20 protein-coding genes are annotated in these 23,640 nt (G+C 52.5%); 3 read left to right on the forward strand and 17 right to left on the reverse strand.

The features are described from left to right. Positions 1–77 precede the first annotated feature (77 nt). From GGC63_RS04030 to GGC63_RS04085, 12 genes are all read right to left on the reverse strand, one after another. Positions 78–398, reverse strand: coding sequence for a UxaA family hydrolase (locus GGC63_RS04030; RefSeq protein WP_192701177.1), 321 nt, complete (start codon positions 396–398; stop codon positions 78–80). 241 nt (positions 399–639) lie between these two features. Next, entirely contained in the window at positions 640–1,563 is a 924-nt protein-coding gene (locus GGC63_RS04035; RefSeq protein ID WP_192701178.1) for a fumarylacetoacetate hydrolase family protein, read from the reverse strand. A gap of 52 nt (positions 1,564–1,615) precedes the next feature. Further along, positions 1,616–2,389, reverse strand: coding sequence for an SDR family NAD(P)-dependent oxidoreductase (locus tag GGC63_RS04040; protein ID WP_192701179.1), 774 nt, complete (start codon positions 2,387–2,389; stop codon positions 1,616–1,618). 27 nt (positions 2,390–2,416) lie between these two features. Next, positions 2,417–3,175, reverse strand: coding sequence for an IclR family transcriptional regulator (locus GGC63_RS04045; RefSeq protein WP_079908336.1), 759 nt, complete (start codon positions 3,173–3,175; stop codon positions 2,417–2,419). A 378-nt stretch (positions 3,176–3,553) separates the two neighbouring features. After that, positions 3,554–4,330 carry a LutC/YkgG family protein gene (locus GGC63_RS04050; RefSeq protein WP_192701180.1) on the reverse strand — a complete coding sequence of 259 codons (777 nt, stop codon included), beginning with the start codon at positions 4,328–4,330 and terminating at the stop codon, positions 3,554–3,556. After that, on the reverse strand, positions 4,320–5,822 hold the full coding sequence (locus tag GGC63_RS04055; RefSeq protein WP_318780975.1) for a LutB/LldF family L-lactate oxidation iron-sulfur protein: 1,503 nt from the start codon (positions 5,820–5,822) through the stop codon (positions 4,320–4,322). Before GGC63_RS04055 ends, GGC63_RS04050 begins: the two co-directional genes overlap by 11 nt. After that, the gene (locus tag GGC63_RS04060; RefSeq protein ID WP_079908333.1) at positions 5,806–6,549 is read right to left on the reverse strand and encodes a (Fe-S)-binding protein; all 744 of its coding nucleotides are present in this window, start codon (positions 6,547–6,549) and stop codon (positions 5,806–5,808) included. Before GGC63_RS04060 ends, GGC63_RS04055 begins: the two co-directional genes overlap by 17 nt. 383 nt (positions 6,550–6,932) lie before the next feature. Then, positions 6,933–8,114, reverse strand: a complete 1,182-nt coding sequence (locus GGC63_RS04065; protein ID WP_192701181.1) for a Ger(x)C family spore germination protein — start codon at positions 8,112–8,114, stop codon at positions 6,933–6,935. Further along, positions 8,111–9,547, reverse strand: coding sequence for a spore germination protein (locus GGC63_RS04070; protein WP_192701182.1), 1,437 nt, complete (start codon positions 9,545–9,547; stop codon positions 8,111–8,113). Before GGC63_RS04070 ends, GGC63_RS04065 begins: the two co-directional genes overlap by 4 nt. Next, positions 9,544–10,644: a GerAB/ArcD/ProY family transporter gene (locus GGC63_RS04075; protein WP_192701183.1), complete on the reverse strand. Its 1,101-nt coding sequence runs from the start codon at positions 10,642–10,644 to the stop codon at positions 9,544–9,546. The genes GGC63_RS04070 and GGC63_RS04075 overlap by 4 nt, the downstream gene beginning before the upstream one ends. Positions 10,645–10,817: 173 nt before the next feature. Beyond that, complete coding sequence (locus GGC63_RS04080; protein WP_079908329.1) at positions 10,818–11,531, reverse strand: FadR/GntR family transcriptional regulator; 714 nt, start codon at positions 11,529–11,531, stop codon at positions 10,818–10,820. Between the two features lie 197 nt (positions 11,532–11,728). Further along, positions 11,729–12,601 carry a helix-turn-helix transcriptional regulator gene (locus GGC63_RS04085; RefSeq protein WP_192701184.1) on the reverse strand — a complete coding sequence of 291 codons (873 nt, stop codon included), beginning with the start codon at positions 12,599–12,601 and terminating at the stop codon, positions 11,729–11,731. A gap of 219 nt (positions 12,602–12,820) precedes the next feature. Between GGC63_RS04085 and GGC63_RS04090 the strand changes: the two genes are divergently transcribed. After that, the gene (locus GGC63_RS04090; protein ID WP_192701425.1) at positions 12,821–14,791 is read left to right on the forward strand and encodes a beta-galactosidase trimerization domain-containing protein; all 1,971 of its coding nucleotides are present in this window, start codon (positions 12,821–12,823) and stop codon (positions 14,789–14,791) included. A 66-nt stretch (positions 14,792–14,857) separates the two neighbouring features. On the opposite strand, the gene GGC63_RS04095 is transcribed toward GGC63_RS04090, so the two are convergent. Together GGC63_RS04095 and GGC63_RS04100 are read right to left on the reverse strand one after the other, a co-directional pair. Further along, positions 14,858–16,396, reverse strand: coding sequence for an FAD-dependent oxidoreductase (locus tag GGC63_RS04095; RefSeq protein ID WP_192701185.1), 1,539 nt, complete (start codon positions 16,394–16,396; stop codon positions 14,858–14,860). A 75-nt stretch (positions 16,397–16,471) separates the two neighbouring features. Next, the gene (locus tag GGC63_RS04100) at positions 16,472–17,326 is read right to left on the reverse strand and encodes a helix-turn-helix domain-containing protein (RefSeq protein WP_192701186.1); all 855 of its coding nucleotides are present in this window, start codon (positions 17,324–17,326) and stop codon (positions 16,472–16,474) included. A gap of 144 nt (positions 17,327–17,470) precedes the next feature. Here GGC63_RS04100 and GGC63_RS04105 point away from each other — a divergent pair, with 144 nt between their 5' ends. Beyond that, complete coding sequence (locus tag GGC63_RS04105) at positions 17,471–18,775, forward strand: ABC transporter substrate-binding protein (RefSeq protein ID WP_192701187.1); 1,305 nt, start codon at positions 17,471–17,473, stop codon at positions 18,773–18,775. A 56-nt stretch (positions 18,776–18,831) separates the two neighbouring features. On the opposite strand, the gene GGC63_RS04110 is transcribed toward GGC63_RS04105, so the two are convergent. Beyond that, positions 18,832–20,601, reverse strand: a complete 1,770-nt coding sequence (locus GGC63_RS04110) for a glycoside hydrolase family 36 protein (protein ID WP_192701188.1) — start codon at positions 20,599–20,601, stop codon at positions 18,832–18,834. A 124-nt stretch (positions 20,602–20,725) separates the two neighbouring features. Between GGC63_RS04110 and GGC63_RS04115 the strand changes: the two genes are divergently transcribed. Beyond that, positions 20,726–21,208, forward strand: coding sequence for a dihydrofolate reductase (locus GGC63_RS04115; RefSeq protein WP_225947892.1), 483 nt, complete (start codon positions 20,726–20,728; stop codon positions 21,206–21,208). A 74-nt stretch (positions 21,209–21,282) separates the two neighbouring features. Here GGC63_RS04115 and GGC63_RS04120 read toward each other — a convergent pair whose 3' ends face one another. After that, positions 21,283–21,486, reverse strand: coding sequence for a YbdD/YjiX family protein (locus tag GGC63_RS04120; RefSeq protein ID WP_079908322.1), 204 nt, complete (start codon positions 21,484–21,486; stop codon positions 21,283–21,285). Further along, the gene (locus tag GGC63_RS04125; protein ID WP_192701189.1) at positions 21,479–23,566 is read right to left on the reverse strand and encodes a carbon starvation CstA family protein; all 2,088 of its coding nucleotides are present in this window, start codon (positions 23,564–23,566) and stop codon (positions 21,479–21,481) included. Before GGC63_RS04125 ends, GGC63_RS04120 begins: the two co-directional genes overlap by 8 nt. Between the last annotated feature and the right edge of the window lie 74 nt (positions 23,567–23,640).

Genomic DNA, 23,640 nt, shown 5'->3' on the forward strand with positions numbered 1-23,640 from the left:
AGAAAAACTATCTTCGTAAGCATAAGCTGAGTTTTGCGGAGCAAAACTATCTTCGTAAGCATTGCTGATTTTAGTAATTAAGCTTTTGCGGCTTGGTCTCCGCGACCGCGAATGCCTTCCACATTGTGAACGTGCACATGCTGGCCTGCTTTGATATCCGCCGTAGTACGTCCGATTACTTCGCCGTATTTGCGAATATCAGTACCTTGGGCTATGTCTTCGATAGCAATTTTGTGACCGAAAGGCACCGCATCCAACAAAACGACCTCGCGAACTTGTTCCTGTACGCGGTAACTAATCTTTTGCCCTTTTTCCAGGTCCTTGATCGCCGTTGCTACGTGATCCTTGGCGTCCATGACCAGAGCGTCGGCGCCTGCTTCTATTTGATGTCCTGCCATTGTTTAACCTCCTCCGAGCTTTCCAAAGGAAAGCTATCTTCGTAAGCGTTACTGAGCTTTTCGTAGAAAAGCTATCTTCGTAAGCATTAGCTGAGCTTTCCGAAGGAAAACTTTCTTCGTAAGCATTAGCTGAGTTTTCCGAAGGAAAACTTTCTTCGTAAGCGTTACTGAGCTTTTCGTAGAAAAGCTATCTTCGTAAGCATTAGCTGAGCTTTCTAGGAAAGCTTCACCTCTAACTTTATTAAACTCGCTCGGCTACCATTTTGTTCGTCAACGAGCCCAGCTTTTCGATCTCGATCGTAACTACATCGCCGTCTTTTAAGTAAACGCGTTTGTCCTCAGGTAATCCAAGCACAACGCCTTCCGGGGTTCCTGTCAAAATAATGTCGCCTGGAACCAGAGTCATATGTTGGGAGATGTAGCTTACGATCTCGTCACAGTAGAAGATCATATCGGAAGTGTTCGAGTTTTGACGCACTTCGCCGTTCACGATGCAGCGAATGGACAAGTCGTTCGGATTGCCCACTTCGTCTGCCGTTACGAGGTATGGTCCCAACGGGCTGAAGCCGTCGCAGCTTTTGCCGAGCAGCCATTGTTGTGTGCGCATTTGCAAGTCGCGTGCGGATAAATCGTTCACGTTGCAATAACCGAATACATGGTCCAGTGCGTTTTCCTTGGATACGTACTTAGCTTCTTTACCGATAACGATCACAAGCTCCGCCTCGTAGTCCACTTGGTCGGTTACTTTCACCGGAAGAGGCACATCGGCGCCATGGCCGGTCAAGGTGTTGTTGAATTTATTGAACAGGATCGGATATTGCGGAATCGGTGCGTTCGTCTCTTCCGCATGCTTGCGGTAGTTCAACCCGACGCAGATGATTTTGTTGGGATGCGTAACGCAAGGACCCAGCTTCAGATCAGATTCATTCAAAATATATCCGGCAGTGCCGCCCGCAGCAGCAGCGGATAACGCTTGATCGACATAAGCTTGCAAGGAAGCAACGGCAGGCGCTCCCCCGTTAATGACTCCATGCACGTTTTGCGGTACGGATTGACCAGGGGCCGCCGGAACCGCCTGCAGAGCAGCGGAAATATGTACGACTCCTTGCTCCGTTTTGACGCCAAGCTTTTGCTGGCCATTTTCGATAAAAGTAAGAAGCTTCATCAGATATACCTCCAAAAAATAATATGGTTATGAGTGCTAATAATTTATAAATTTAAGCGTTCTTGCCGAAAACAACACCGCCGTCAATATAGAGCGGTGAGCCCATCATGAATTTGGATTCGTCGGAAGCAAGGAACAGGGCCGCCTTGGCTACATCCTCCGGTCTGCCCAGGTCGCCGCTTAATTGACGGGTTTTGAGGGACGCGTAGGCTTCTTCTTCGTTGTCGTATGATTTTTTCAAATAATCCTCAACGAAAGGAGTCAGAATCGTGCCCGGAAGCAGCGCGTTGCAGCGGATTTGGTACGGAGCGTAGTCCACTTGCATGGATTTCGTCAAAGCAAGCACCGCGCCCTTGGTAGCCGAATACGAAGCACGGCGGGCCAGACCGATTTCGGCAATGCAGGAAGACATGTTAATAATAGACCCGCTGCGCGCCTCCATCATGTGAGGGAGCACATATTTACAAGGCAGGAATACACCGCGAATGTTGATGTTGATGACGCGGTCCCACGCTTCCGGCTCCACCTCATGGATCGCCCCTACACCGCTGACGCCCGCGTTGTTAAACAATACGTCAATGCGCCCAAACTGAGCGATAGCTTGATCGACCATGGCCTTCACAGACTCCGGATTCGTTACGTCCGCTTGAATGAACACTGCCTTGCCGCCGGCTTTCGTGATCATGTCAACGGTCTCCAGGCCTTTTTCCTCCACCAGATCGTTCACGATAACGATAGCGCCTTCTTTTGCAAACAAGAGCGCAGAGCTTTGACCGATACCCGATCCGGAACCGGTGATCAGCGTAATTTTGTTTTCCAATCTCATCTTCGGCACATCCTTCCAAATGTTTGGTTAATTGCATGTCCCCTGGGACAGCCGGTCAGCCAAAGCGCAAATTTCCCGCCTTGCCAGCTCCCGCTTCTGCTCCCATTCATGCTGGAACATGGAGCAGCTTATAGCCGCAATGACACTCCCCTGAGCATCGCGCACCGGCGCGGCGACACAGCAAAAGCCCATGACGGCTTCCTGAAGATCGCTGGCGTAGCCTTCTCCCCGGATTTGCTCCAGCTGCTTCAGCAGATCGGACCGCGATTTGATCGTATGCGGAGTCAACCCTTGCTGCAGCTCCTCTGCGGGATACAGCGTCTCGACGGCGGCAGGCTCCAGATGGGCAAGCATAACCTTGCCCAATGCCGTAGCGTGCGCAGGCAGCTTCATTCCCGGCTCGGAAGCCAGTCTCACGGGAGACGGCATTTCCTCCTTGGCCAGATACAGCACGTCGCTCTGCTCCAGCCTTGCGAGCTGGATCGTTTCCTGAATCGTATGTTTGGTAACCGATGCCTCCTTGCGGAACCGATCGATCAGGCTGAATTGTTTAAAATAAATGTTTCCGATAAAGCCTAGCTTAGAGCCCAGCGAATAGGTCGCTTCCGGCTCTCGGACAACCCATTCCAGCGCCTCCATCGTATTCAGCAGCGAGAACATGGAGCTTTTATTAATGCCAAGCTGTCTGGACAAATCGATCAGCTTCAGCTTGGAAGGCTGTAGGGATATCGCCTGAAGGACAACATCGGCTTTCTCTAGAGCAGGTACCCAATATTTCTTTTCCATGCGTCCTCCTGCAAGCTTACACTTCACAAGCGACTACTGCTTTTTCAAAATAGTGCTTGTTTCATTTGGTTTAATATACAAAACCAAGGTTTTGTATATTTGACAATTTCATCGTACAACGGGGAGTACGATATGTCAACGGATTTTTGCCCCCTCCATAACAAAGCGAAAACCCGCTCCAAGCCTATAGGAGCTTGTGTTGAGGCTTCGGGTTCACTGGAGCAAACTGGTGTTAGAAACAGCCTGGAGAAGGGCGGCTTCAAGTTGATGAGAAACCACTTTGGAGAAGATCCCGAAATATGAAAAAAAAGGATTGAGCAGCCCCTAGCACTGCTCAATCCTTCGATAGCTCATCCCCTGACGAGATGATCTGTATGTTTACTTGATAATGACCGCGTATACCTTGCCAGGTCCGTGAATCCCGATCGTAAGGTCGTTCTCAATGTCGGCGCTTCGGCTCGGCCCTGTAATCAAATTCAGCGAGGAAGCATAGTCGCTTCCATTAGCCTTGCCTGCCGTAATGCCGCTAAACGCTTCGCCCATACGGGTAACCAGCTGATCCGCGCGGAATACCGCGAACAGGATATCCGTCAGCAGGCTGACGGAGCGGCCCCGCTGCGGCGAGCATTGCAGAGCCAGCGTACTGGTATTGGCAATGGCATAATCAGGCCATATCATGCCGAGCTGGCAGCGCTCCGTGCGCTTCAGCAGCTCGCTGCGCTTCGCCCAGTTGGAGCTGGCTTCTGCCTCGCTCGCCGATTCCTTCCCGGCGGACTCGATCTCCTTCCAAGGAACGACGGTTACTCCGGCTTCCGCCAAAGCTTCATCCAGACCGAGCGCGATCAGGCCCTCATGCTCCCAGCGGGAAACATGCGTAACGTTCAGCTCGGCCGCAATTTCCTTAAGCCATGCGCCTATGGCGGTCTTGGCCTCCGCTTCCTCAACAACCAGCACCTTGCCGGTTAAGGCCGTCCAGTTCTGAATGAAAAGCTCAATCTTCTCATCGGTCGTACGTTCGATCTCTTTATAGAACTCCGGAGCGCCGCGGAACGGCCGCTCTGGAGGAGTACTTGGCGGCGCTTTGCGTCCTAATCGCGACGAAATATTCGCGATGAAGGCATCCCGCCCGTGCATTTGTCCTGGCTTAACGCTCATGAGGCTTACCTCCCTTATTCACCGGAGCTTTAGGAGCTTCCGCGACGACCGGAGCGTTCTTCAGCTCCTGCTGCAGCGCCTCCCACCGGTCGCGGAACGACTGCTTCGGCTTCATCGGGAAGAAGCGCGACTGTGTCCAGCCGGACATCGGTCCCGGGCCTTTCTTGATGAAGCCTTTGCTGATGAACGGCTTCTGCAGATAATAGGCGGATTTGGTCGCCATTTTGTACAAGGTCACGTTCCCGAACGCCGTCTGGAACGACTTGAACGCGGCGCGCTCGGCAAGCGGGGTCAGCCCCATCTTGACCTTGCGGGCGCGCAGCTGCACGAGCATATCGTGCAGCGGGATCTTGACCGGGCATGCCTCGTAGCATGCCCCGCACAGACTGGAAGCGTAGGCCAGCTGGCCCGCTTCCTTCATGTCCTGCTGCAGCAGCGGCGTCAATACGGCCCCGATAGGGCCGCTGTATACGCTGCCGTAGGTGTGCCCGCCCACGTGACGGTACACGGGGCACGCGTTCAAACAGGCTGCACAGCGGATGCAGTGCAGCACCTCCTGGAACACCGGATCGCCGAGCTGCGCCGAGCGTCCGTTGTCCAGGACGATGAGATGGAGCTCCTCCGGTCCGTCGAGCTCTCCTTCGCGGCGCGGGCCGGTAATCATCGACGTATACGTCGTCAGCTTCTGGCCCGTTGCGCTGCGCGCGAGCAGGTTCAGGACGACCTCCAGGTCGTCATAGGTCGGCACGAGCCGCTCCATTCCCATAATGACGACATGGGATTTAGGAATCGTGCTGACCATCCGCCCGTTCCCTTCATTGGAGACGAGCGTGATCGAGCCGGACTCGGCAACGCCGAAGTTACAGCCCGTCAAGCCGATATCCGCCTCAAGGAAGTAGTTGCGAAGCCGCTGCCTGGCGTAGTTCGCAAGCACCTTCGTCTCCGGCGGAAACTGCTCGCCCGACTCGTTATTGAACAGATCGGCGATCTGCTGCTTGTTCTTATGAATCGCAGGGATGATCAAATGGGAAGGCGTTTCCTTGGCCAGCTGCAGAATATACTCGCCCAAGTCGGTCTCGATCGCCTCGATGCCGCGCTCCTCCAGATGATGATTCAGATGGATTTCTTCCGATACCATCGATTTCCCTTTGGCAACCAGCTTCGCCTTGCGCTCCTCGGCAAGCTTCATGAACACCTTGACCGCTTCATCCGCCGTCTGGCAGAAATAGACATGTCCGCCCGCTTTGGTGACATTGTCCGTGAACTGGGTTAAATAATAATCCAGGTTCTCCACGACATGCTTCCGGATCTGCTTGCCGCGTTCGCGCCACTCCTCCCAATGTCCGAAGTCGTCCATCGCCTTCAGCTTGGCGGTCTTCAGCTTATCGGTAGTGAATGCAACCGCTTTGCGAAGGAATTCGTCGGCAAGCGCTTCCTCTGTTCTCTTTTTCAATCCCGTCCCGATCAATTGCTTCTCATCGACCTGACTCACCGTTCTTCACTCCTTCCTCCAGCAGCTGCGCAATATGCATTACGCGAATCGGCTTGTTGTCTTTATTCAAACGGCCTCCGATATTCATCAGACAGCCCATATCCGAACCAACCAGCACACTGGCCCCTGTAGAGCACACATGGCCCGCTTTTTCACAGACCATCGCCTCCGACATATCCGCCATCTTCACGGCAAAGGTACCGCCGAAGCCGCAGCAGTCTTCTTTTCTCGGAAGCTCGATCAGCTCTAGGCCCTTCACTTCCGCCATCAGCTTACCCGGCTCTTCCTTCACACCCAGGAATCGCGTCGCATGACAGGAGGCATGGTATGTGACCTTCTCGTTGAATACGGCTCCCAAATCGGTCACGCCGAGCACATTCACAAGGAACTGCGAAAACTCGTACATTTTACCGATCAAATCTTCCGCTTTCTTCTTCCATTCGGGCTCATTCTCGAACAGCTGCGGATAGTAGTGATGAACCATCCCGGTACAGGAGCCGGACGGGGATACAACATAATCGCTGTGCTCGAAGGCCCGGATCAAGCCGCGAGCCACTTCCCGCGCTTCATCCTGATAGCCGCTGTTGAAGGCAGGCTGTCCGCAGCACACTTGAGCTTGCGGGAAGTCCACCTCACAGCCGTAACGGTGCAGCAAACGGACAACGCTTTCTCCAACCTCCGGATACAACTGATCCGCCAGGCAAGTAATGAATAAAGAGACACGCATGGGGTACCCTTCCTTTAGCTATAATTTGTAGTTTCACTCTTATGTTATCAGGTTATCAGATAAGTTCGATTTTGAAAAGCCTTATTTATAGTACAGCCGCCGGTTCATCATTCATACCGTCCTCAACATAACCCAACAAGGGGGCGGGTCTGATGAAAACTACAAAGCTGGAAGGATCAACCAACTACCTCCGGTGGAGCATCCCCCTCCAACCAGACTTCCAAAGCAGGCTATGCTGCCCAAAGCCCTTCTATAAATCATGTCAAAAAAGCCGCCTCCCCCCAATAGGCCTTGCTTTCCTTCGGCCTCTCTTATCCGGGATCGGCAGCTTATACTGCACCGTACTTATCAGCGTATTTTACCAGCCAAATGCCGACGGTTCTCTAGTCTTTGTAAGAACCGCTAACCTGAGGAGACTTATATTTTTGCGCATGATTGATAATCAGATGGACCTCCACTTCCTCCAGCGTATTCTCATTCAAAGGAAATTGGCCGTCCACCTGAATCGACCGCCACTTGTCCGGGTGACGCTTATAATACAGTTGACCAAGATGCATCACATCCGCATGCAGGGCGAGCCCTTTTTTGTAATATTCCATCAGCTCCCTGCGGATTGTCTGTTCGGCCAGATGCTGGATTTCCTCCAACGGCTTCTCCTCCGCCAGCTCCATCAGAGTTCCTTTGACCTTCAGCTTCGCCTTGAAACGAGGGATGCCTTTGCCTCGATCGAGAATCTCGATCTTATGCCTCGCATCCTTTACCTCCAGTGTAGCAATAGTCGTATGCTGTTCCGACTGGACCGTCAGCGGGGACGCTTCATAAGCTGACTGCATCCAGCGGCCGAGCATAATGTCGCTCATTTTCATCCAACCCACGTACCGGGTTCCGTTAAAAATAAACCCTCCCGACTTTTTCAGGATGCCCATCGGCTTATTTTGTTCCATCCACGTTTTCTCGGTTAACTCCACGGAAGGTATGATGACCGTCGAGGAAGGCTCCAGCATGCCAGCTACGATTTCATTGACGTAATAAGGCTTTAAGTTCGACAGCTGCGCATAGTTTTGTTCGGGATTACCCAGGATGCTGTCGAGCGTGCTTCGGTCAAAAAACGACTTGGCGGAGAGAAGATCGTACATTTTCTCCTTGGTGCCGTAAAACCATTTGGTATACCTGGTCTCCTTATTGCGGTTGGTGAAATCGAATACCTTCTTCAGCATTTGCTCCTTCAGCACGTTTTCCGTCAGTATCAGGTAATTGACATGCCCGAGAAACATCGTTCCCTGGCCTGACGCGATCAGATCGCTTATGGCGGCAAGTACGGTCTCGCCCTTCCCCCTCCCAACCCAGTTTCGAACCGAATCGTTCTGCTGCTCCTGCTTCGCAATGGAAGAGAAGTTGATCATTTGTCCATACACGACAAATTTATCGTCCTCATAATCGACGCCCAACCCTACGATATAATTCAACCTCTGCACCTCTTCCGCATCCCAGCATCCTGTGAGCAGGAGAAAGGTGATGGAGATCAGCAAGCATTGACGGAGCCGTTTGAAGCCAGTGCGCTTCAAGAGCCTTCCTCCCCTTTCGAGCCGGAGGTTTCGCCGACGATGTCCAAGCTGTTTTTCCGGAACGGTAAGCGGATGAATTTCAGCAGGCTTTCTTTTCTTCCGTATTTTTCATAGCTGAAATAAGGCACACCGAACGATTGCGTATTAATGGCGTATACCAGCATATAGAACAAGGCGATGATGGTGCCGTAAATACCGCATAGCGCAGACAAAATCAGGACGAACAGCCGCATGATCCTCGTCGTGCTCTGCAAATTCAAGTTCACGAGGGTAGACCCGGACACAATAGCCACCGCAGCGAGAAACGTCATACTCGGAGACAATATGCCTGCCCTCAAAGCCGCATCCCCGATAATAATCCCGCCTACGACCGTAATCGTCGAGCCGGTCGCTCTCGGCAGGCGGGCTCCCGCCTCCCTCAGCAAATCGAGCAGGAACAGGCTGAGCAGCATTTCAACAAAAGCGGAAATAGGCAGCCCCAGACGCGAAATTCCTATGGTAGCAAGCAGCTGGAACGGAATTTGATCCTGGTTGTACATCAGCAATGAGATAAAGACCCCAGGGGAAAAGACGGCGATAAAAGCCGCGATGATCCGCAGCATCCGATTGGCGATAGCCACATGATAATTAAAGTAGGAATCCTCCGAGCTGATAAACAGCTCCGTCAGGGAGACTGGCGCTATCATAGCCGTAGGCGTACCTTCCATAAACACGAGAAATTTGCCCCGCATCAGCCGTTCGGCTGCATAATCCGGCTTCCCTGTGAAATTAGTCAACGGAAGAACCGTATAGCGATTGCCTGTGACCGCATCCTCCAGCCTGGCATTCCCCCCGACAAGAACCGTTTGTGCCAGATTCTCCAGACGCTGTTGAATAATAGAAAGGGAAACCTCCGGCACGCGGCCTTTAAAATAAAGCAAAGCCACGCGTGTGCGAGTCGTGCCGTGGGAATAGTAATATTTTACGCTTAAATCGGTGGTGGCAAGCCGCTTCCGGATTAAAGCGATATTCGTGTCCAGCTCCTCGACAAACCCGTCCCGCGCTCCGCGTATGGAGGGCTCGAGAGCAGATTCCTCCGGATCCCTCCGGGGGACACTAGCCAGGTTCACGCTGTACAGCTCCCCCCTGCGTTCCAAATACAAGAACAGCTGGCCGCTGAAAATAAGCGAAGCATAGTCCGCAAGCTTCATTTGAGCTTCCTGAAGCAGCGCTGCGCCTGTTTCGTTCATCAGCTTGTCCAGCTCCCTGCCTTCGCCGGACAAAGAACGAGTCAGCTCCGGAGTGAAGTATTCACGCAAACGGGTCGTATCCACGAGATTCGGCTGATAAAGCATTACCGCCTTCGATTCCGATAAGCCCAGCTTCTCGGTACATATATCTTCGCAGTCGCGAAACGCGAGGCTCAGTCTATCCAGCACATTCCCTTCCGTCACGTAGACCCGCTCCTTTCCGTCCTTTTCATCCATGCAAGCAGCGCAACACCCAGACTGACGAACAAGATGATCGTAATCGCTCCGATAAAGTACCATTGATTCAACAGCCTTACGAACTCCTTATCTGAATGTGGAATCAGCACAAATACGGTCATAAGAGCCGCAATGATGACGACCGTAACGAGAGAGGCTGTTTTTTTCGCCTTATGGCCGATCAGCGATTCCTTAACGAGAAGGATCGACATCGACAGCCGGACAAATGCGCCGGAAAGCCATTGAAAGATCGATAAAAAGTCAACATGCTCCACATAATGACCGATCCTTACCAGCCGCCACTCCTCATAGGCCGGGAACCTCAGCTTCGCCGCCTCATCCGGCCCGAACTCCGCAATCGCCCCGAGGAGCGGCCCTATTGTTAATCCAACAAGTGCCCATAGGGTGAACAGCAGATGGCGAAATTTTACTTTCTCCTTCATATGATGCTGCAGCAGAAGCACCAGAGCGATCTCCACCATCCCGCCGCCCACGACAAAAATGCACTTCAGCACGGGATCCCACCCATTTTCCAATAGAGGGAGCAAATACTTGTAATGCTTGCGCGGGATATTCGCCGTACCCACAAACATGCCGAATAAGACAACGAGGGGCAGCAGAAAAATACCGCATCTCGCAATCGTCTGTATGCCGGAATAAGCCGCCCAGATGCATGCGCCCATCAAGAGAAGGGTAATAAACCACGTCGGGGTATCGGGAAGAAACATGCTCTTCACCCAGCCGACCGTATCTACGATGGTTACCGTCCCGAGCACAAAGACATAAATCAGAACGGGAACGCGCAAAAGCAAGGAAAGGAACGCTCCGTATTTCTGCCTCACCCATGAAAAGATCGGAGCCATGCTAGTGCTTTTCATCACATAGACAAGCAGCGGAAGCCAGCAGGTTATAAGCAGGCCTGCGATGAAAACGGAGATCCATGCGCTTCGTCCTCCGATTCCGAGCAGGAACGGTATCACAATGACGTGATCCATAAGTCCGGAGGAAAGCATAAAAAGGGTAACAAGCTGGTGCAGATTCAGCACTTTCTGGTTAGCATCCATATTCGAACCACCGACAGCTTCCATATTGTTTTGAAAATAAGGACAAGTTAGCCGTATTATTCCTCCGTTGGTACTTTCTATTCCTGTTATTTGGAAATGAAAAAAAGCTTCCCCTGCCCGCATTATAGCGGCAAGAAAAGCCTTCCCTTAAATGTAGGAAAAAGTGGCCAGCCCTATTTTTTCAAAAATTTCAATAGCACCTGCTCTACATGAAATAAATGATGCCGCATCGCTTCCTGAGCTCCAGCCGGATCCCGGTTAAGAATAGCCTGATAGATCGCCTTATGCTCCTTCAGCAGCTGCTTGGAGACGGTTTTGCTGGAATACATTTGCAGTCTTCTGGTTTCCCGGATAGCCGTCTGCATTTGAGTCGAGATGGAGTCGATCATACGTTCCATAATGGAATTATGTGTCGCCTGCGCCAAAGTCAGATGGAACAGCATATCGGAACGTTCCCCTTCCTCTTCATTGCCCAGGAAATCTTCCATATTGCGCAGCACTGCCTCAAATTTGGCGATATCCTCGTCCGTCCGCTTCTCCGCAGCCAAGGCTGCATTGGAAATTTCGAGCGCCTTCCTCGCCTCGATTAATTCGATCACCGTCTCACGGCTCATGAGCAGCGAATCGAATACCGGAAGATCGACATCCTGTGCTTCAATGCTTCGTACATAGCTGCCCTCTCCCTGATGGATTTCGACCAGCCCCATCGCCTTCAACGCGCTGAGCGCTTCCCTCACGGTTGATCTTCCGACCTGAAAGCGCTCGGACAGCTCTTTGGCCGACGGAAGCTTTTGTCCCGGCGTCAAGGCTCCGCTGACAATCTGCTCCTTGATTTGATCCGCTATGACTTCATATATTTTACGCGACGATATTTTTTGAATTTCCAAATCGGCCGCCCCCTATTAACGAAAGTTTCCGTTCCTTATCCCACGTTTATTATACCCATCCCGATGCATAATGCCAATTGTTCCCTAAATCTTACTCTATCGAGGCCAGTTTTAAGCCGTTTTCTATCCTAATCCTGTGCTAACAGGCCCGCTCCACCTTGCCAACCGTAATTGTGCTATTGGATGAAGCCAAGCCATTAGATAAAGCCCTTGGCTGATTGACGATACAGCCCCGGCGTCATGCCCACCGACTTGCGGAACAGCCTGATGAAATAATTGTAGTCGCTGAAGCCGACCTGAGCGGCGACCTCGGGAACCGGCAGCGCACTTCCGGTCAGAAGCCGTTTGGCCGCCTCCATTCTAAGCGCGTGGTGGTATTGCAGAGGGCTAAGCCCGGTATGCCTTTTTAAGCAGCGAGCCGCATAATCAAAGTTAAAATGAAGCTCCTCCGCCATGCGGGCGGCCTGAAACGGCTCCGTGACGCGTTCCTCCAGATAAACCTTGACCTGTTCCGAGATGAGATAGGACCGGGTCGACCTGCGCTGCTCGCGAACCCCCGCCTGGATTACCGAGAGCAGCCTCCCTAATACGACCTGCAGGTCTACGGCATGCTCCTGCGTCAGACTTTCCCGCAGCCGGAGCATCTCATTCAGGACGGGGATCAGCGGCTTTCGGTCCACCGGCCCGTATTTAGGCAAGAACAAGTATTGCTCCGCCGGCGTCAGATCGCTGTCCGTCCCCCTGCGGACGAGTGTCGACCAAGGGATATGCTTCTCCGGAAGCTGCGCCACGCCCCGTTGGTGGCGGAAGTGAAGCCAGTACAGCTCCGTCTCCTCCGTGCAGGGACGATGTCCGAAATGCGTCCTTCCGGGCTCAAGCAGCAGCATTTGGCCAGCCTCAATGTCGTAGGGAACCCCATCCTCGGTCATATACAAGGTTCCGCTGCAAACGATGATGAGGTCATACACCTCAAACGACCGCTCGAAGTGCTGCATGCCTTTCTTCCATATCGAAAATCCCGCCGTTAAAAACTGGGGCAGCGGAGGTATGGGCAGCTGTAAGATATCCATCGGTTTCCTCCCGGCAGCAAGCCTTCACGTCCTTCTTGCTCTTAGTGTAGTGCACCGGGCCGCCAAATTCAATCAGCAGATTCGGTCGAAAATGTGCTATAAATGGTCGTGCACCTACCTATATCCGCGGCAGCGCTATCCTATATAGTGAAGACATGTAATCGCTATCAGGTTATCTCATACAAGCTACTACTTATCTCAAAGGAGCGTGCAGTGTCCATGCGTTTTCGCCAGGTTCATCTGGATTTTCACACTTCGGAAGCCATACCCCATATCGGCAGGCAATTTTCCAAGCAGCAATTTCAGGAGATGCTCCAAAGGGGCCGGGTCGATTCGATCACGGTGTTCTCCAAATGCCATCACGGCTGGGCCTATCATCCGTCGGAGGCGAATGAAACCCACCCCGGACTTGACTTTGACTTGCTCGGCGCCATGATTGAAGCGGCTCATGAGATCAACGTCAAAACGCCGGTCTACCTCTCTGCAGGACTGGACGAGAAGCTGGCGCGCCGCCATCCCGAATGGCTGATCCGCGACATTAACGATAACACGAATTGGGTAGACGGCTTTATGAAGCCGGGCTACCATCAGCTTTGCTTTAATACGCCCTACCTGGACATTCTGGTGCGTCAGGTGGAGGAAGTCGTTCGCACCTATGACGCCGACGGCATCTTCCTGGACATTGTAGGGGTGCGCCAATGCTACTGCCACTCCTGCGTCCGCACGCTTCGCAGCGAGGGCCAGGATCCCCGTGACAAGGACGCTGTCCTCGCACTTGGGGAACGGATCTACGCCAGCTATACCGCCCGGATTCGCGAAGCGATAGACAGCATCAAGCCCGGTCTGCCCGTCTTTCACAATGGAGGGCATATTCGGCGGGGAAGACGGGATCTGGCCGGGATGAACTCGCATCTGGAGCTGGAGTCTCTGCCGACCGGAGGCTGGGGCTACGATCACTTCCCGCTCTCCGCCAGGTACGCGCAGGGACTCGGTATGGATTACCTTGGCATGACAGGCAAGTTTCATACGACTTGGGGGGAATTCGGCGGCTACAAGCACCCGAATGCGCTTCGGTATGAGACTGCTCTGAGCATAGCGAACGGAGCGCGCTGCTCGATCGGGGATCAGCTCCATCCGGAGGGCTTCATGGACCCGGCCACCTATGAGCTGATCGGTGCCGCCTACCGAGAGGTGGAGAGCAAGGAAGCATGGTGCACCGGCACAGCAAGTGTAGCCGACGTGGCTTTGCTCTCCTATGAGGCCGCCGCCTCGCAAAAGGAAGAAAAGCGCGGCGACCGTACGGGAACCTCGGATGCAGGCGCGGTGCGAATGCTTCTCGAAGGGAAGCTTTTGTTCGACGTTATCGATCTGGAGCATGACTTTACGCGATACAAAGTCGTCATACTGCCCGATCAAATTACAATTACACCGGCTCTGCAAGCCAAATTGAACGACTTCTTCGCGCAAGGCGGCAAGGTGTTCGCCACGGGACGTTCAGGCTTGAGTGAGACCGGTGACTCCTTCGCCATCGATCTTGGGGTTGAATGGGAGCAAGTGAATCCTTACCGGCCGGATTACTTCCGGCCGCACTTCGAGCTGAACAGCCTGCACAACGCCGCCTTCGTCTTCTACTCCGAGGGGCAGCAGGTCCGTCTGACGGCCGGAACCGTACTGGGGCATCGGGAGAATCCTTACTTTAACCGGGATGTGTTCACCTTCTGCTCCCATCAGCATACGCCGAGCGCCCTTCAGGATAACGGTCCGGGGATGGTCGAGAGTGCGAACGGCATCTATTTCGCCTGGAACGTGTTCGCCGATTACGCCGATAAAGGAAGCCTTGCCCTTAAGGAATGCGTACTGTACGCCTTAAACCGGCTGTTGCCGGATAGAACGCTGCGAACCAATCTTCCTGCACAAGGAATCGTCACTCTGATGGAGCAGCCTGCCGAGCAGCGCTATGTCAATCATCTGCTCTATGCGACTCCGGTAAAACGCGGCTCGGGAGTCGAAGTGATCGAGGATTTGATCCCTCTCTATGATATCTCCGTCTCGCTAAAGCTGGGCAAGCCGATTCGCAGGGTTTATCTCGCTCCGCAAATGGAGGAGCTGCCTTTTGAAACAGACGGCGATACCATCAGCTATACGGTACCGAAACTGGAATACCACCAGATGGTCGTATTGGAAGGCTAGCCGTAAAGCCAACAAGGTGTCTGCTATCCGCGCAGGCACCTTGTTTCATACGCTTTTATTTTGCGGCTAATCCAGCCGGGGAAGATCTTCCTTCGCCGGTCCTTCAATCACATCGCCCCGGAAGGAATAACGCGACCCATGGCATGGACAATCCCATGTCCGCTCCGCATCATTCCATTCCACCTCGCACCCCATATGCTTGCAAGTGGTATCTACGATATACAGCTTCCCGTTCGCTTCCCGGTAAGCCCCGGCTCTTTTGCCATTCACTTGTACGACAGACCCTTCCCCAGGCTCCAATTCCTCCGGATGTCTTCGTACCAGCTCAAGCTTGCCCGCGGCCAGGTTAACCGCTACGTTAGCATTTTGAGATATGAAGGTTTTCAGGCTCGGATCGGCATGAAACCGACGGGGAGTGAACACTTCTTCATAAGGGCTCTTCTCGCCTGTAATGAGCTTCGTATTCAGTATCGCGGACGCAATGCTGTTCGTCATCCCCCATTTACGGAAGCCGGTAGCAATCAGATGGTTGGGAACATCAGGCCATTGTAGCCCGATGTAGGGCATTTTATCCAAAGTATAAATATCCTGGGCGGACCACCGGTACAAAATCTCCCGGATTCCGAACGATTGCTGGCCGAACCTCTGAAGATTCTCATAGTACTGGAAGGTGCACTGTCCTTGCCCGGTCTTGTGCCCTTCACCGCCTATGAGAACGGCAGGCTCGCCGTCGATGAGCAGGGGTCTTAGCGACCGCTTCGGATTCTCCGCACTGAGGTACATCCCTCCGGGGTACGGATTCTTGGTGCGTACGGCAAGCACGTAAGACCGCTCTGCGTGGAGACGGGCAAAATAAAATCCCTTCATATCCTGGTACGGAAAATGAGTGGCGCTGACTACATAATGACAGGAGACTTGGGGTCCCTGCTTCGTCTTCACAACCGCGGGCTTCTCCAAGGTCGACTCGATCACTGTGGTCTCCTCGTATAGATGTCCCCCCATCCGGATAATCTCCTCCGCCAGCTTGACCAGAAACGGAACCGGATTGAAACGGGCCTGACGGTTCATAATGACGGCCGCCTTGGTTGCAAAAGGAAGCGGTGCGGAGGAGACGATTTCTCCCGGAATCCCCAGCTTCTCATAAGCCTTGTATTCATTCTCAATCTTCTGAACGTAATCCTCTTGGCTCGTATAGACGTAAGCATCCTCTTCACTGAACTGGCAATCGATATTCAGTTCGGTGACGGTATCCTTCACAAACGTGATAGCCTCTTGGTTGGCTTCATAATACAGGCGAGCCTTCTCCAGCCCGAAGTGGGAGATGAACTCGTCATAGATCAGATCATGCTGGGCCGTCACTTTGGCGGTGGTCGAGCCTGTGGTCCCTTGGAGAATACGGCCTGCGTTCAGGACGACGACCTTCATGCCCCGCTTGGCCAGCAAATAAGCGGTTGTGATTCCGGTTATTCCCCCTCCGATGACTGCGACATCCGCTTGCATATTTTCAGTTAGCTCCGGGAAGCGGGGAACATTCATGGAGCGAAGCCAGTAAGAATCGGGGAATTGCGGCAGGCCGCCGGCGGAGGACTCTCTATGCAAAGTCATGGTACAATTACTCCTTATTTCCAATTTTGTTGCATAGGTTGTCCTGGACCTGCAGATTCTATTCCTTTCATAGGCCTAATGATGAGATCGAATTTGTTTGCGGTACTGCAGCGGGGTCATATGCGCACATTTTTTAAACACCCGGTTGAAATGTCCTACCTGCTTGTAGCCTACGGTCTCCGCAATGGCAATAATTTTCTCGTCCGTCTCTGCCAGAAGCCGCTGCGCTTCCTTGACCCGGGCCATCTGGATATATTCCACGACGCCGACCCCGGTCAGCCTTTTGAACATGCGGCAAAGATAATAAGGGCTTATGTAAAACTGCTCGGAGAGCTTGGCAATCGTAATGTCCTCCATATAATGCTTCCTCATATAACGGGCCGCTTGCGTAATCTTGCCATGAAGCGGATTGGACGGGTCGGATTCGCGCTCATGGTGGTCTCCCCAACGGCATATCATAAGCAGCAGCTCGCTGAGCAGCGCCCTAACGAACATCGAATAGCCGGTCGAGCCGTTCTTTAATTCATGCTTCATTTTGAACATCAGGCTTTTTACGGCGTCCTGCTCGTCCCGGCTCAGCTTCATCACCCCGGAACCGCAAGGAAAAGGCAGGACGGCAGGCTCATCTTCCATGGGATGATTGATAAAGTCTTCCGTAAAGTTGATAAGAAGCCTTTCGTGGCCGGGATTGCCCCGATCTGCGGTATGATGCAGCTCATTTTTGTTGATGATGACCAAATCTCCTTTTTGCGCTGCCAGCACACGGTCCTGAATGAAATAATTGCGCTCGCCGGAGAGTAGAAAGTAAATCTCATAGTGCTTTTCATGAACATGGCTTTTTTTCTGATCATACGGATGTTTGCGCAGCAGGTGGCTGAAATGAAATGTTCGGCGCGCATTGTTGTACTGGAACAAGGTGTACTCTTGCATTTCTGGATACCCCTTTCCACAAAGGCCGTTTTTCGCAATATAAGTGAAGAATGCCGGTTTTGAGCAATTTACTGGCAAGAAAACTATTACCGATTGCATTACACTAATGAAAACCCTTTCAAATACTCATGTAGAGGTGAAATTATGCGCGCAAAAGCTAACATTATGATGGCAGGCTGCCTGGTCCTTACCAGCTGGCTTGCGGGATGCTCCAATAATCAACCGGCAGACAAGCCGGCGGAACCAGCCGTCGATTTGAGCCAGCCTGCGGAGCTTGTATTTTACTCCAATAGCGGGGACACGGTAGAAAGCTTCGACGACCGGTTCGGCAACGCGATCCGCAAAAAATTTCCTCAATATAAAATTACGTACCTGCAAAAGACAAAGGGTCAAACGTTGGATGAGCTGATGGCCGCCAATGCGCCGATTGATATTTACTGGGAATCGGTCGGACAGTTCGTCAGCGGATTGATAAAGTACAAGCTGGAGTATGATATGACCCCGCTTATCCAAAAAAACAATGTGGACTTAAGCCGCTTTGAGCCGACGACCATAGAGGCTATGAAGGCGATTTCGAATGGCGGGATGTACGGCCTTCCCGTATCCAATAATAATATGGCGCTCTTTTATAACAAGGATATCTTCGATCGCTTTGGAGTTCCGTATCCTAAAGACGGCATGACATGGGACGACGTGGTCGAGCTGAACAAGAAGCTTACACGTACCGATAACGGCAAAGCCTACCTTGGCTTCGGCATGTCCAACATTCATTATTTCCGGCTTAACTCCTTCTCCATTCCCTATGTAGACCCTAAGACCGAAAAGGCCACCATTACCGATCCCCGCTGGAAAACGATCTATGAATCGGCCATATTAAGGCCTGCACAGCTGGAAGGGTTCCAGGCGAGCATCGAAAGCAGAAACCTGCTGCCTGAGGCGGATACGATGTTCTGGAAGGATCAAACGGTTGCCATGTATGGCTACCAGTCCTACTTGTTCGTGCAAAAGGATTTGTCCAATCTGAATTGGGACATGGTCTCCTACCCGACCTTTAAAGAGCTGCCCGGGGTAGGATCGCAATCTTATCCTACGTATTTCAGCATTACGAACACAAGCAAGTATAAGGAGCAGGCCATGGAGGTCATCAAGTATTTGATATCGGTGGAATTCCAGACCGAGCTGTCCAAGAAGGGCATTATGACCGTCTTGACCGATAAAAACGTCCAGAGCGTGTTCGGCCAAGCGGGATATGCTAAAGATAAGAACCTGAAATCGGTATTCTTCAACCAATTCGCCCCGATATCTCCCAAAACGTTATATGACGCCGAAGCCGAAAAAGGATTCCGCGCTCCGCTCATTCCGCTGGCCCAGGGCAAGAAGGATATCAACACCGCATTCCGCGAGATAGAGGAGAGTGTCGCCAAAACCATCGCCGATATGAAAAAATAAAACCGTTACTCGGAAGAAGGGGCCCTCCGCATAGCCGGAAGGCCCTTTCTATTTCGTTAAGCGGGCTTGCACACAAGCACTCTGCCTCCATGAGGCTCCATACGAATGCGAAGCTCCCCGCTGAACTCGCCAAGCTCCTCATCCGTCCAATAATCGCTTACCCGGTAGGTGCCTTCAAGCGCAGCACGCATCTCCTTGCCTTCATCCTCCCAGTTGAAAAGACACAGCGTCAGGCGATCCTCCTGCTGAATTCTGCCCACGGTAAAGGTCGTGTCATCGAAGCGAGCCGCTTGGCCGGTATCGGCGATAAGCTTCTTCAATACCCGGATATTGGACTCTGAGAGCTGGTACAGCAAATCACCGCTTAGAATCATGCCGCCGGAAGCCGCGATAAATGCCTTATGAAACTCAAACTCCTGCTCGGTCAGCGTCGATTTCTTGATGACGACCTCCCCATTTTTTCGACCGGTCAAATCCAGGCTCTCCAGAACGATGACGTCAGGATCGTTATACCATAGCGTATCATGCTGCCAATTGCGGTAAAACAGCTCCCGGGCGTTGTTCGAAACATGCTTCCAGTCTCTGAAAATATCATTTGTCACCCGATTGCCGTGAATCAGTCCGAGAATCGGCCAGAACGGCGCATTGCAGCCCAAGATGAAGCTATCATGCCCCACCTCATCAACGATGGCCTTCATCCCCTGGCGGAACGCTTCCACCCTTGTCGCCTTCGGATCGTAACGGACTCCTCCCGGCAGGCAGCCGTAGGCCAGGAAATCCAGCTTGAAGTAACGTATTCCCCACTCGTCATGCATGACCCTGGAAATATGCCGCAAATAGTTCTGCACTTCAGGGTGGGTTCCGTCCAGCATATACCATTCGCGCTTGCGCCCGATTTCGTTAAACGGATTGCCTTCCTCGTCACGTACGAGCCAATCCGGATGTTCCTTGAACAGGTTCGATTCCGTGCTCACGATAAATGGAGAAATGTAGCCTGCCGCTTCCACCCCTTCCGCTCTTATCCCTTCGCAGATCGTTTTCATATCCGCGCCTAGGGAAGCCCTCGGAATGAGCCAGTCCCCGTTATGCGCCTCGTATCCCCCATCGATTTGAATCCGCTTCAGCTCGGGGATCCGCTCGGCAATGCCGCGGGCATTCTCGTACAAGCCCAGAGCATTCATCGGCCGTAAGCAGTAATAAGAGCACCAGCCGCTCGGGATTTCGGGATATGTTTTCCGCGGATGATTGCTTTGAATGTCTCCGGCGAGCCGTTCATACAGCGTATGAAGGTCCGGGCTGCTAATAGCGATAAACGACTCCAGCTCCCAGGATTGCATTGGCTCCAAGGCTAGCCCTTCGGTATCCATCACAATTTCCATATAATTGTCCTTAAAGCGAAACTCCCCTACAAAACGGTTGCATGAAGTAAACGCCAGCAGGATAGGGTCCTGATGCTCCGGCGACAACTGTATCAGATTGTACACCGTCCACAAATGCTCGTTAAACCGCGTTCTTGGCAGCCGGAAAAAGTCCCAATCCGTCCCGTAGGCTCCTAATAATTGGGGAGATGCCAGCGTCCCTTCGTATTGGCACAGCATCATAAAGCCCTCTCCATAAAAAGGTGTCTCCGGCTTCAATGCCAGCTCGCCGGCGAACAGAACCGCCTCCTGGATTCGAAGCGGTTGATTCGAGGTGTTGACCACCCTGGCCTTCAGCCTGTCTCCATGCCATTCCTGTTCTATTCGCACATCCGTCTCTGCCGCCACCGTGCCATCCGATAAGCGGATGCTTGAACCGCTTGTTTTGATAACGCTTTCAATCAACATGAAATGAATTCCCTCCTCTTAATCGATGCCCCCATACTCGTATACCGCTCTCATTTTACCGCATGCACCATTGGATTTGTATGTTATTATTTATGATATTCCTGTAAAAATCTGAGGTGGTCTTATGATAGTTTCATTAATTGCAGCCATGGCCAAAAACCGCGTGATCGGTCGTGACGCGGATATCCCTTGGCATATTCCCGGCGAGCAAAAACGGTTTAAAGAGCTGACTATGGGGAAAACGATGATTATGGGGCGGTTAACGTACGAATCCATTGGCAAGCCTTTGCCGGGACGAAATACCATTGTCATTTCCAAATCAAAGCATATCGAGCTGGACCGCTGCACTACGGTCTCTTCCCTGCAGGATGCCCTCGGTCTTGTTCGGGATCAGGATGAGGTGTTCGTCGTCGGCGGCGGGCAAATCTACGCCGAAGCGATGCCGCTGGCCGATACCATCTATCTGACCGTTCTTGATGAAGAGGTCCCCGGTAATATATATTTCCCGCCGTTTGATCCCGATGATTTCATTGTCACCTATGAGCAGCATGTGGACGCCTCTATCCCTTACACCAATTATACGTTGGTGAGGAAAAAAACGGTGTAATCCCCTGCACTGCAGCAATACCCGCATGCCTTCTCAGAAGGCTGCGGGTATTGTTATTAGTTCAAAAAGTATTCCTAGCAGCAGCGGGATACTTTGCCGCCTTTGGCATTGTAGCGCGCTTCCTGCGCTTCACGGAAAAATTGCTCCCTCGTTTGTACCGGTTCGTCCGGATGGCATTCCTGCATATGCTCAACATATCGCTCATAATTAGGCATCCCTACCAGCAGATCGAGAAACTGATTCCGGTATTTCAGCACTTCCTTCACTGCCTCAAACATATTTAGGCACCTCCCCGCCGGATTGACCGCCCCGCTCCACATACGGCGCTTCCACCAACGGAGCCGGCTTATGGTTCAGCACCCGGAACCACACCCGGATGGAGGAGATCAGGACAGCGATAACGATAAGCATGAACAAGCCGCACAGAATGGCATCCAAATAGTCGCTTGTAATGATCTGCTGCATTTGCGCCGGGTTTTTGGCCGGCGCCAGCAGCTTGCCGCTGTTCAATGCATCCTTGTAAAGCCGGGCATGCGACAGGAAGCCGATATTGGTCGCCTTATGAAACAGCTTCTGCCAGCCTGCACTTAAAGTAACGATTAGCAGCCAGGCCGTCGGCAGCAACGTAACCCATGCATATTTCTTTTTCCCCATTTTGAACAAGATCGTCGTGCCGAGCAGAAGCGCCATACCGGCGAGCATTTGGTTGGCGATTCCGAACAATGCCCATAAGGAGTTGATGCCTCCGAGCGGATCGATAACTCCTTGATACAGGAAGTACCCCCAGCCTGCGACACAGATGGCAGTCGCCACGACATTGCCGGCCATCGACTCTGTATTGCCGAGAGGTTTAACGACGCTGCCGAGAATTTCCTGGATCATGAAGCGTCCGACCCGGGTTCCCGCATCAATCGTCGTCAGGATGAACAACGCTTCGAACAGAATGGCAAAGTGATACCAAAAGGCCATTAAGGCTTTACCGCCAATGACATTGGATAGGATGTGGGCCATCCCGATAGCGAACGTAGGAGCGCCGCCTGTACGGGAAATAATGGTGCTTTCGCCGACATCCTTGGCCATGGTGGTCAAATCGTCAGGTGTAATCGTGAAGCCCCAGGAGCTGATTGTTGCCGCTGCCTTCACCGCATCGGTTCCGATAGCTGCAGCCGGGCTGTTAATGGCAAAATAGGTGCCTGGCGTAATGACACAAGCGGCAATCAACGCCATAATCGCTACGAAGGATTCCATCAGCATGGCGCCATAACCGATCGGACGGGCATGGGATTCGCGCTCCAGCATCTTCGGTGTCGTTCCGGAGGAAACCAGCGCATGGAAACCGGAGACGGCGCCGCAAGCAATCGTAATAAACAGAAACGGGAACAGGTTGCCGGCGAATACAGGCCCGGTTCCATCCAAAAATTTCGTCGTCGCCGGCATCGCAAGATCGGGCATAACGACAAGAATACCAAGCGCAAGACCCGCAATCGTGCCGATCTTCAAGAACGTGCTCAAGTAGTCGCGCGGCGCTAGAAGCAGCCATACCGGAATGGCGGACGCGATAAAGCCGTAAGCAATCATCATCAGGGCGATTGTCTCGCCGCTAAAGCTGAACATGGCGGATAACGCCGGGCTCTCAGCTACGTATTTCCCTGCAATAAGCGACGCCAGGAGGAGAATTACTCCCATGATGGAGGCCTCCAATACGCGTCCCGGACGAATAAAGCGCATGTACAATCCCATGAGTATGGCAATCGGAATCGTCGCTGCAATAGTAAACATGCCCCACGGACTTCCGATCAATGCTTTAACAACGACGAGCGCAAGAACGGCCAGCAGAATGACCATGATGCCAAGAATCCCTATCATAGCGATGATACCGGTTACAGAGCCGAGCTCGTCCTTGATCATTTCGCCGAGCGACTTCCCGTTACGCCGTGTGGAAGCAAACAGGATGACAAAATCCTGAACGGCTCCGCCCAAAATAACCCCGATAATAATCCACAGCGTTCCGGGCAAATAGCCCATCTGGGCTGCCAATACCGGCCCGACAAGCGGCCCCGCTCCGGCTATTGCCGCAAAATGATGGCCGAACAGCACCCACTTATTCGTCGGCACATAATCCTTGCCGTCATTTTTGATCTCGGCAGGCGTTTTTCGGTTATCGTCCAATCCGAACACTTTATTAGCAAGAAATTTGCTGTAGAAGCGATAGGCCACCGCATAAAAAGCAACCGCCGCCACCACGAGCCAAATGGCATTGATCGATTCTCCCCTGTTCAAAGCCAGCGCGGCAAAGCCGAAAGCCCCCAGTATAGAAATAAGCCCCCATACCACGATGGATTTTATGCCTTTAGCCATAAGGATACCCCTCCATAATCGAACAAAAAATTTGAACATGATGCGTATGATAACGCTTGCATGTAGTATAGCTC

It is taken from the genome of Paenibacillus sp. OAS669 (assembly GCF_014873645.1).
Lineage (GTDB): Bacteria > Bacillota > Bacilli > Paenibacillales > NBRC-103111 > Paenibacillus_S > Paenibacillus_S vulneris.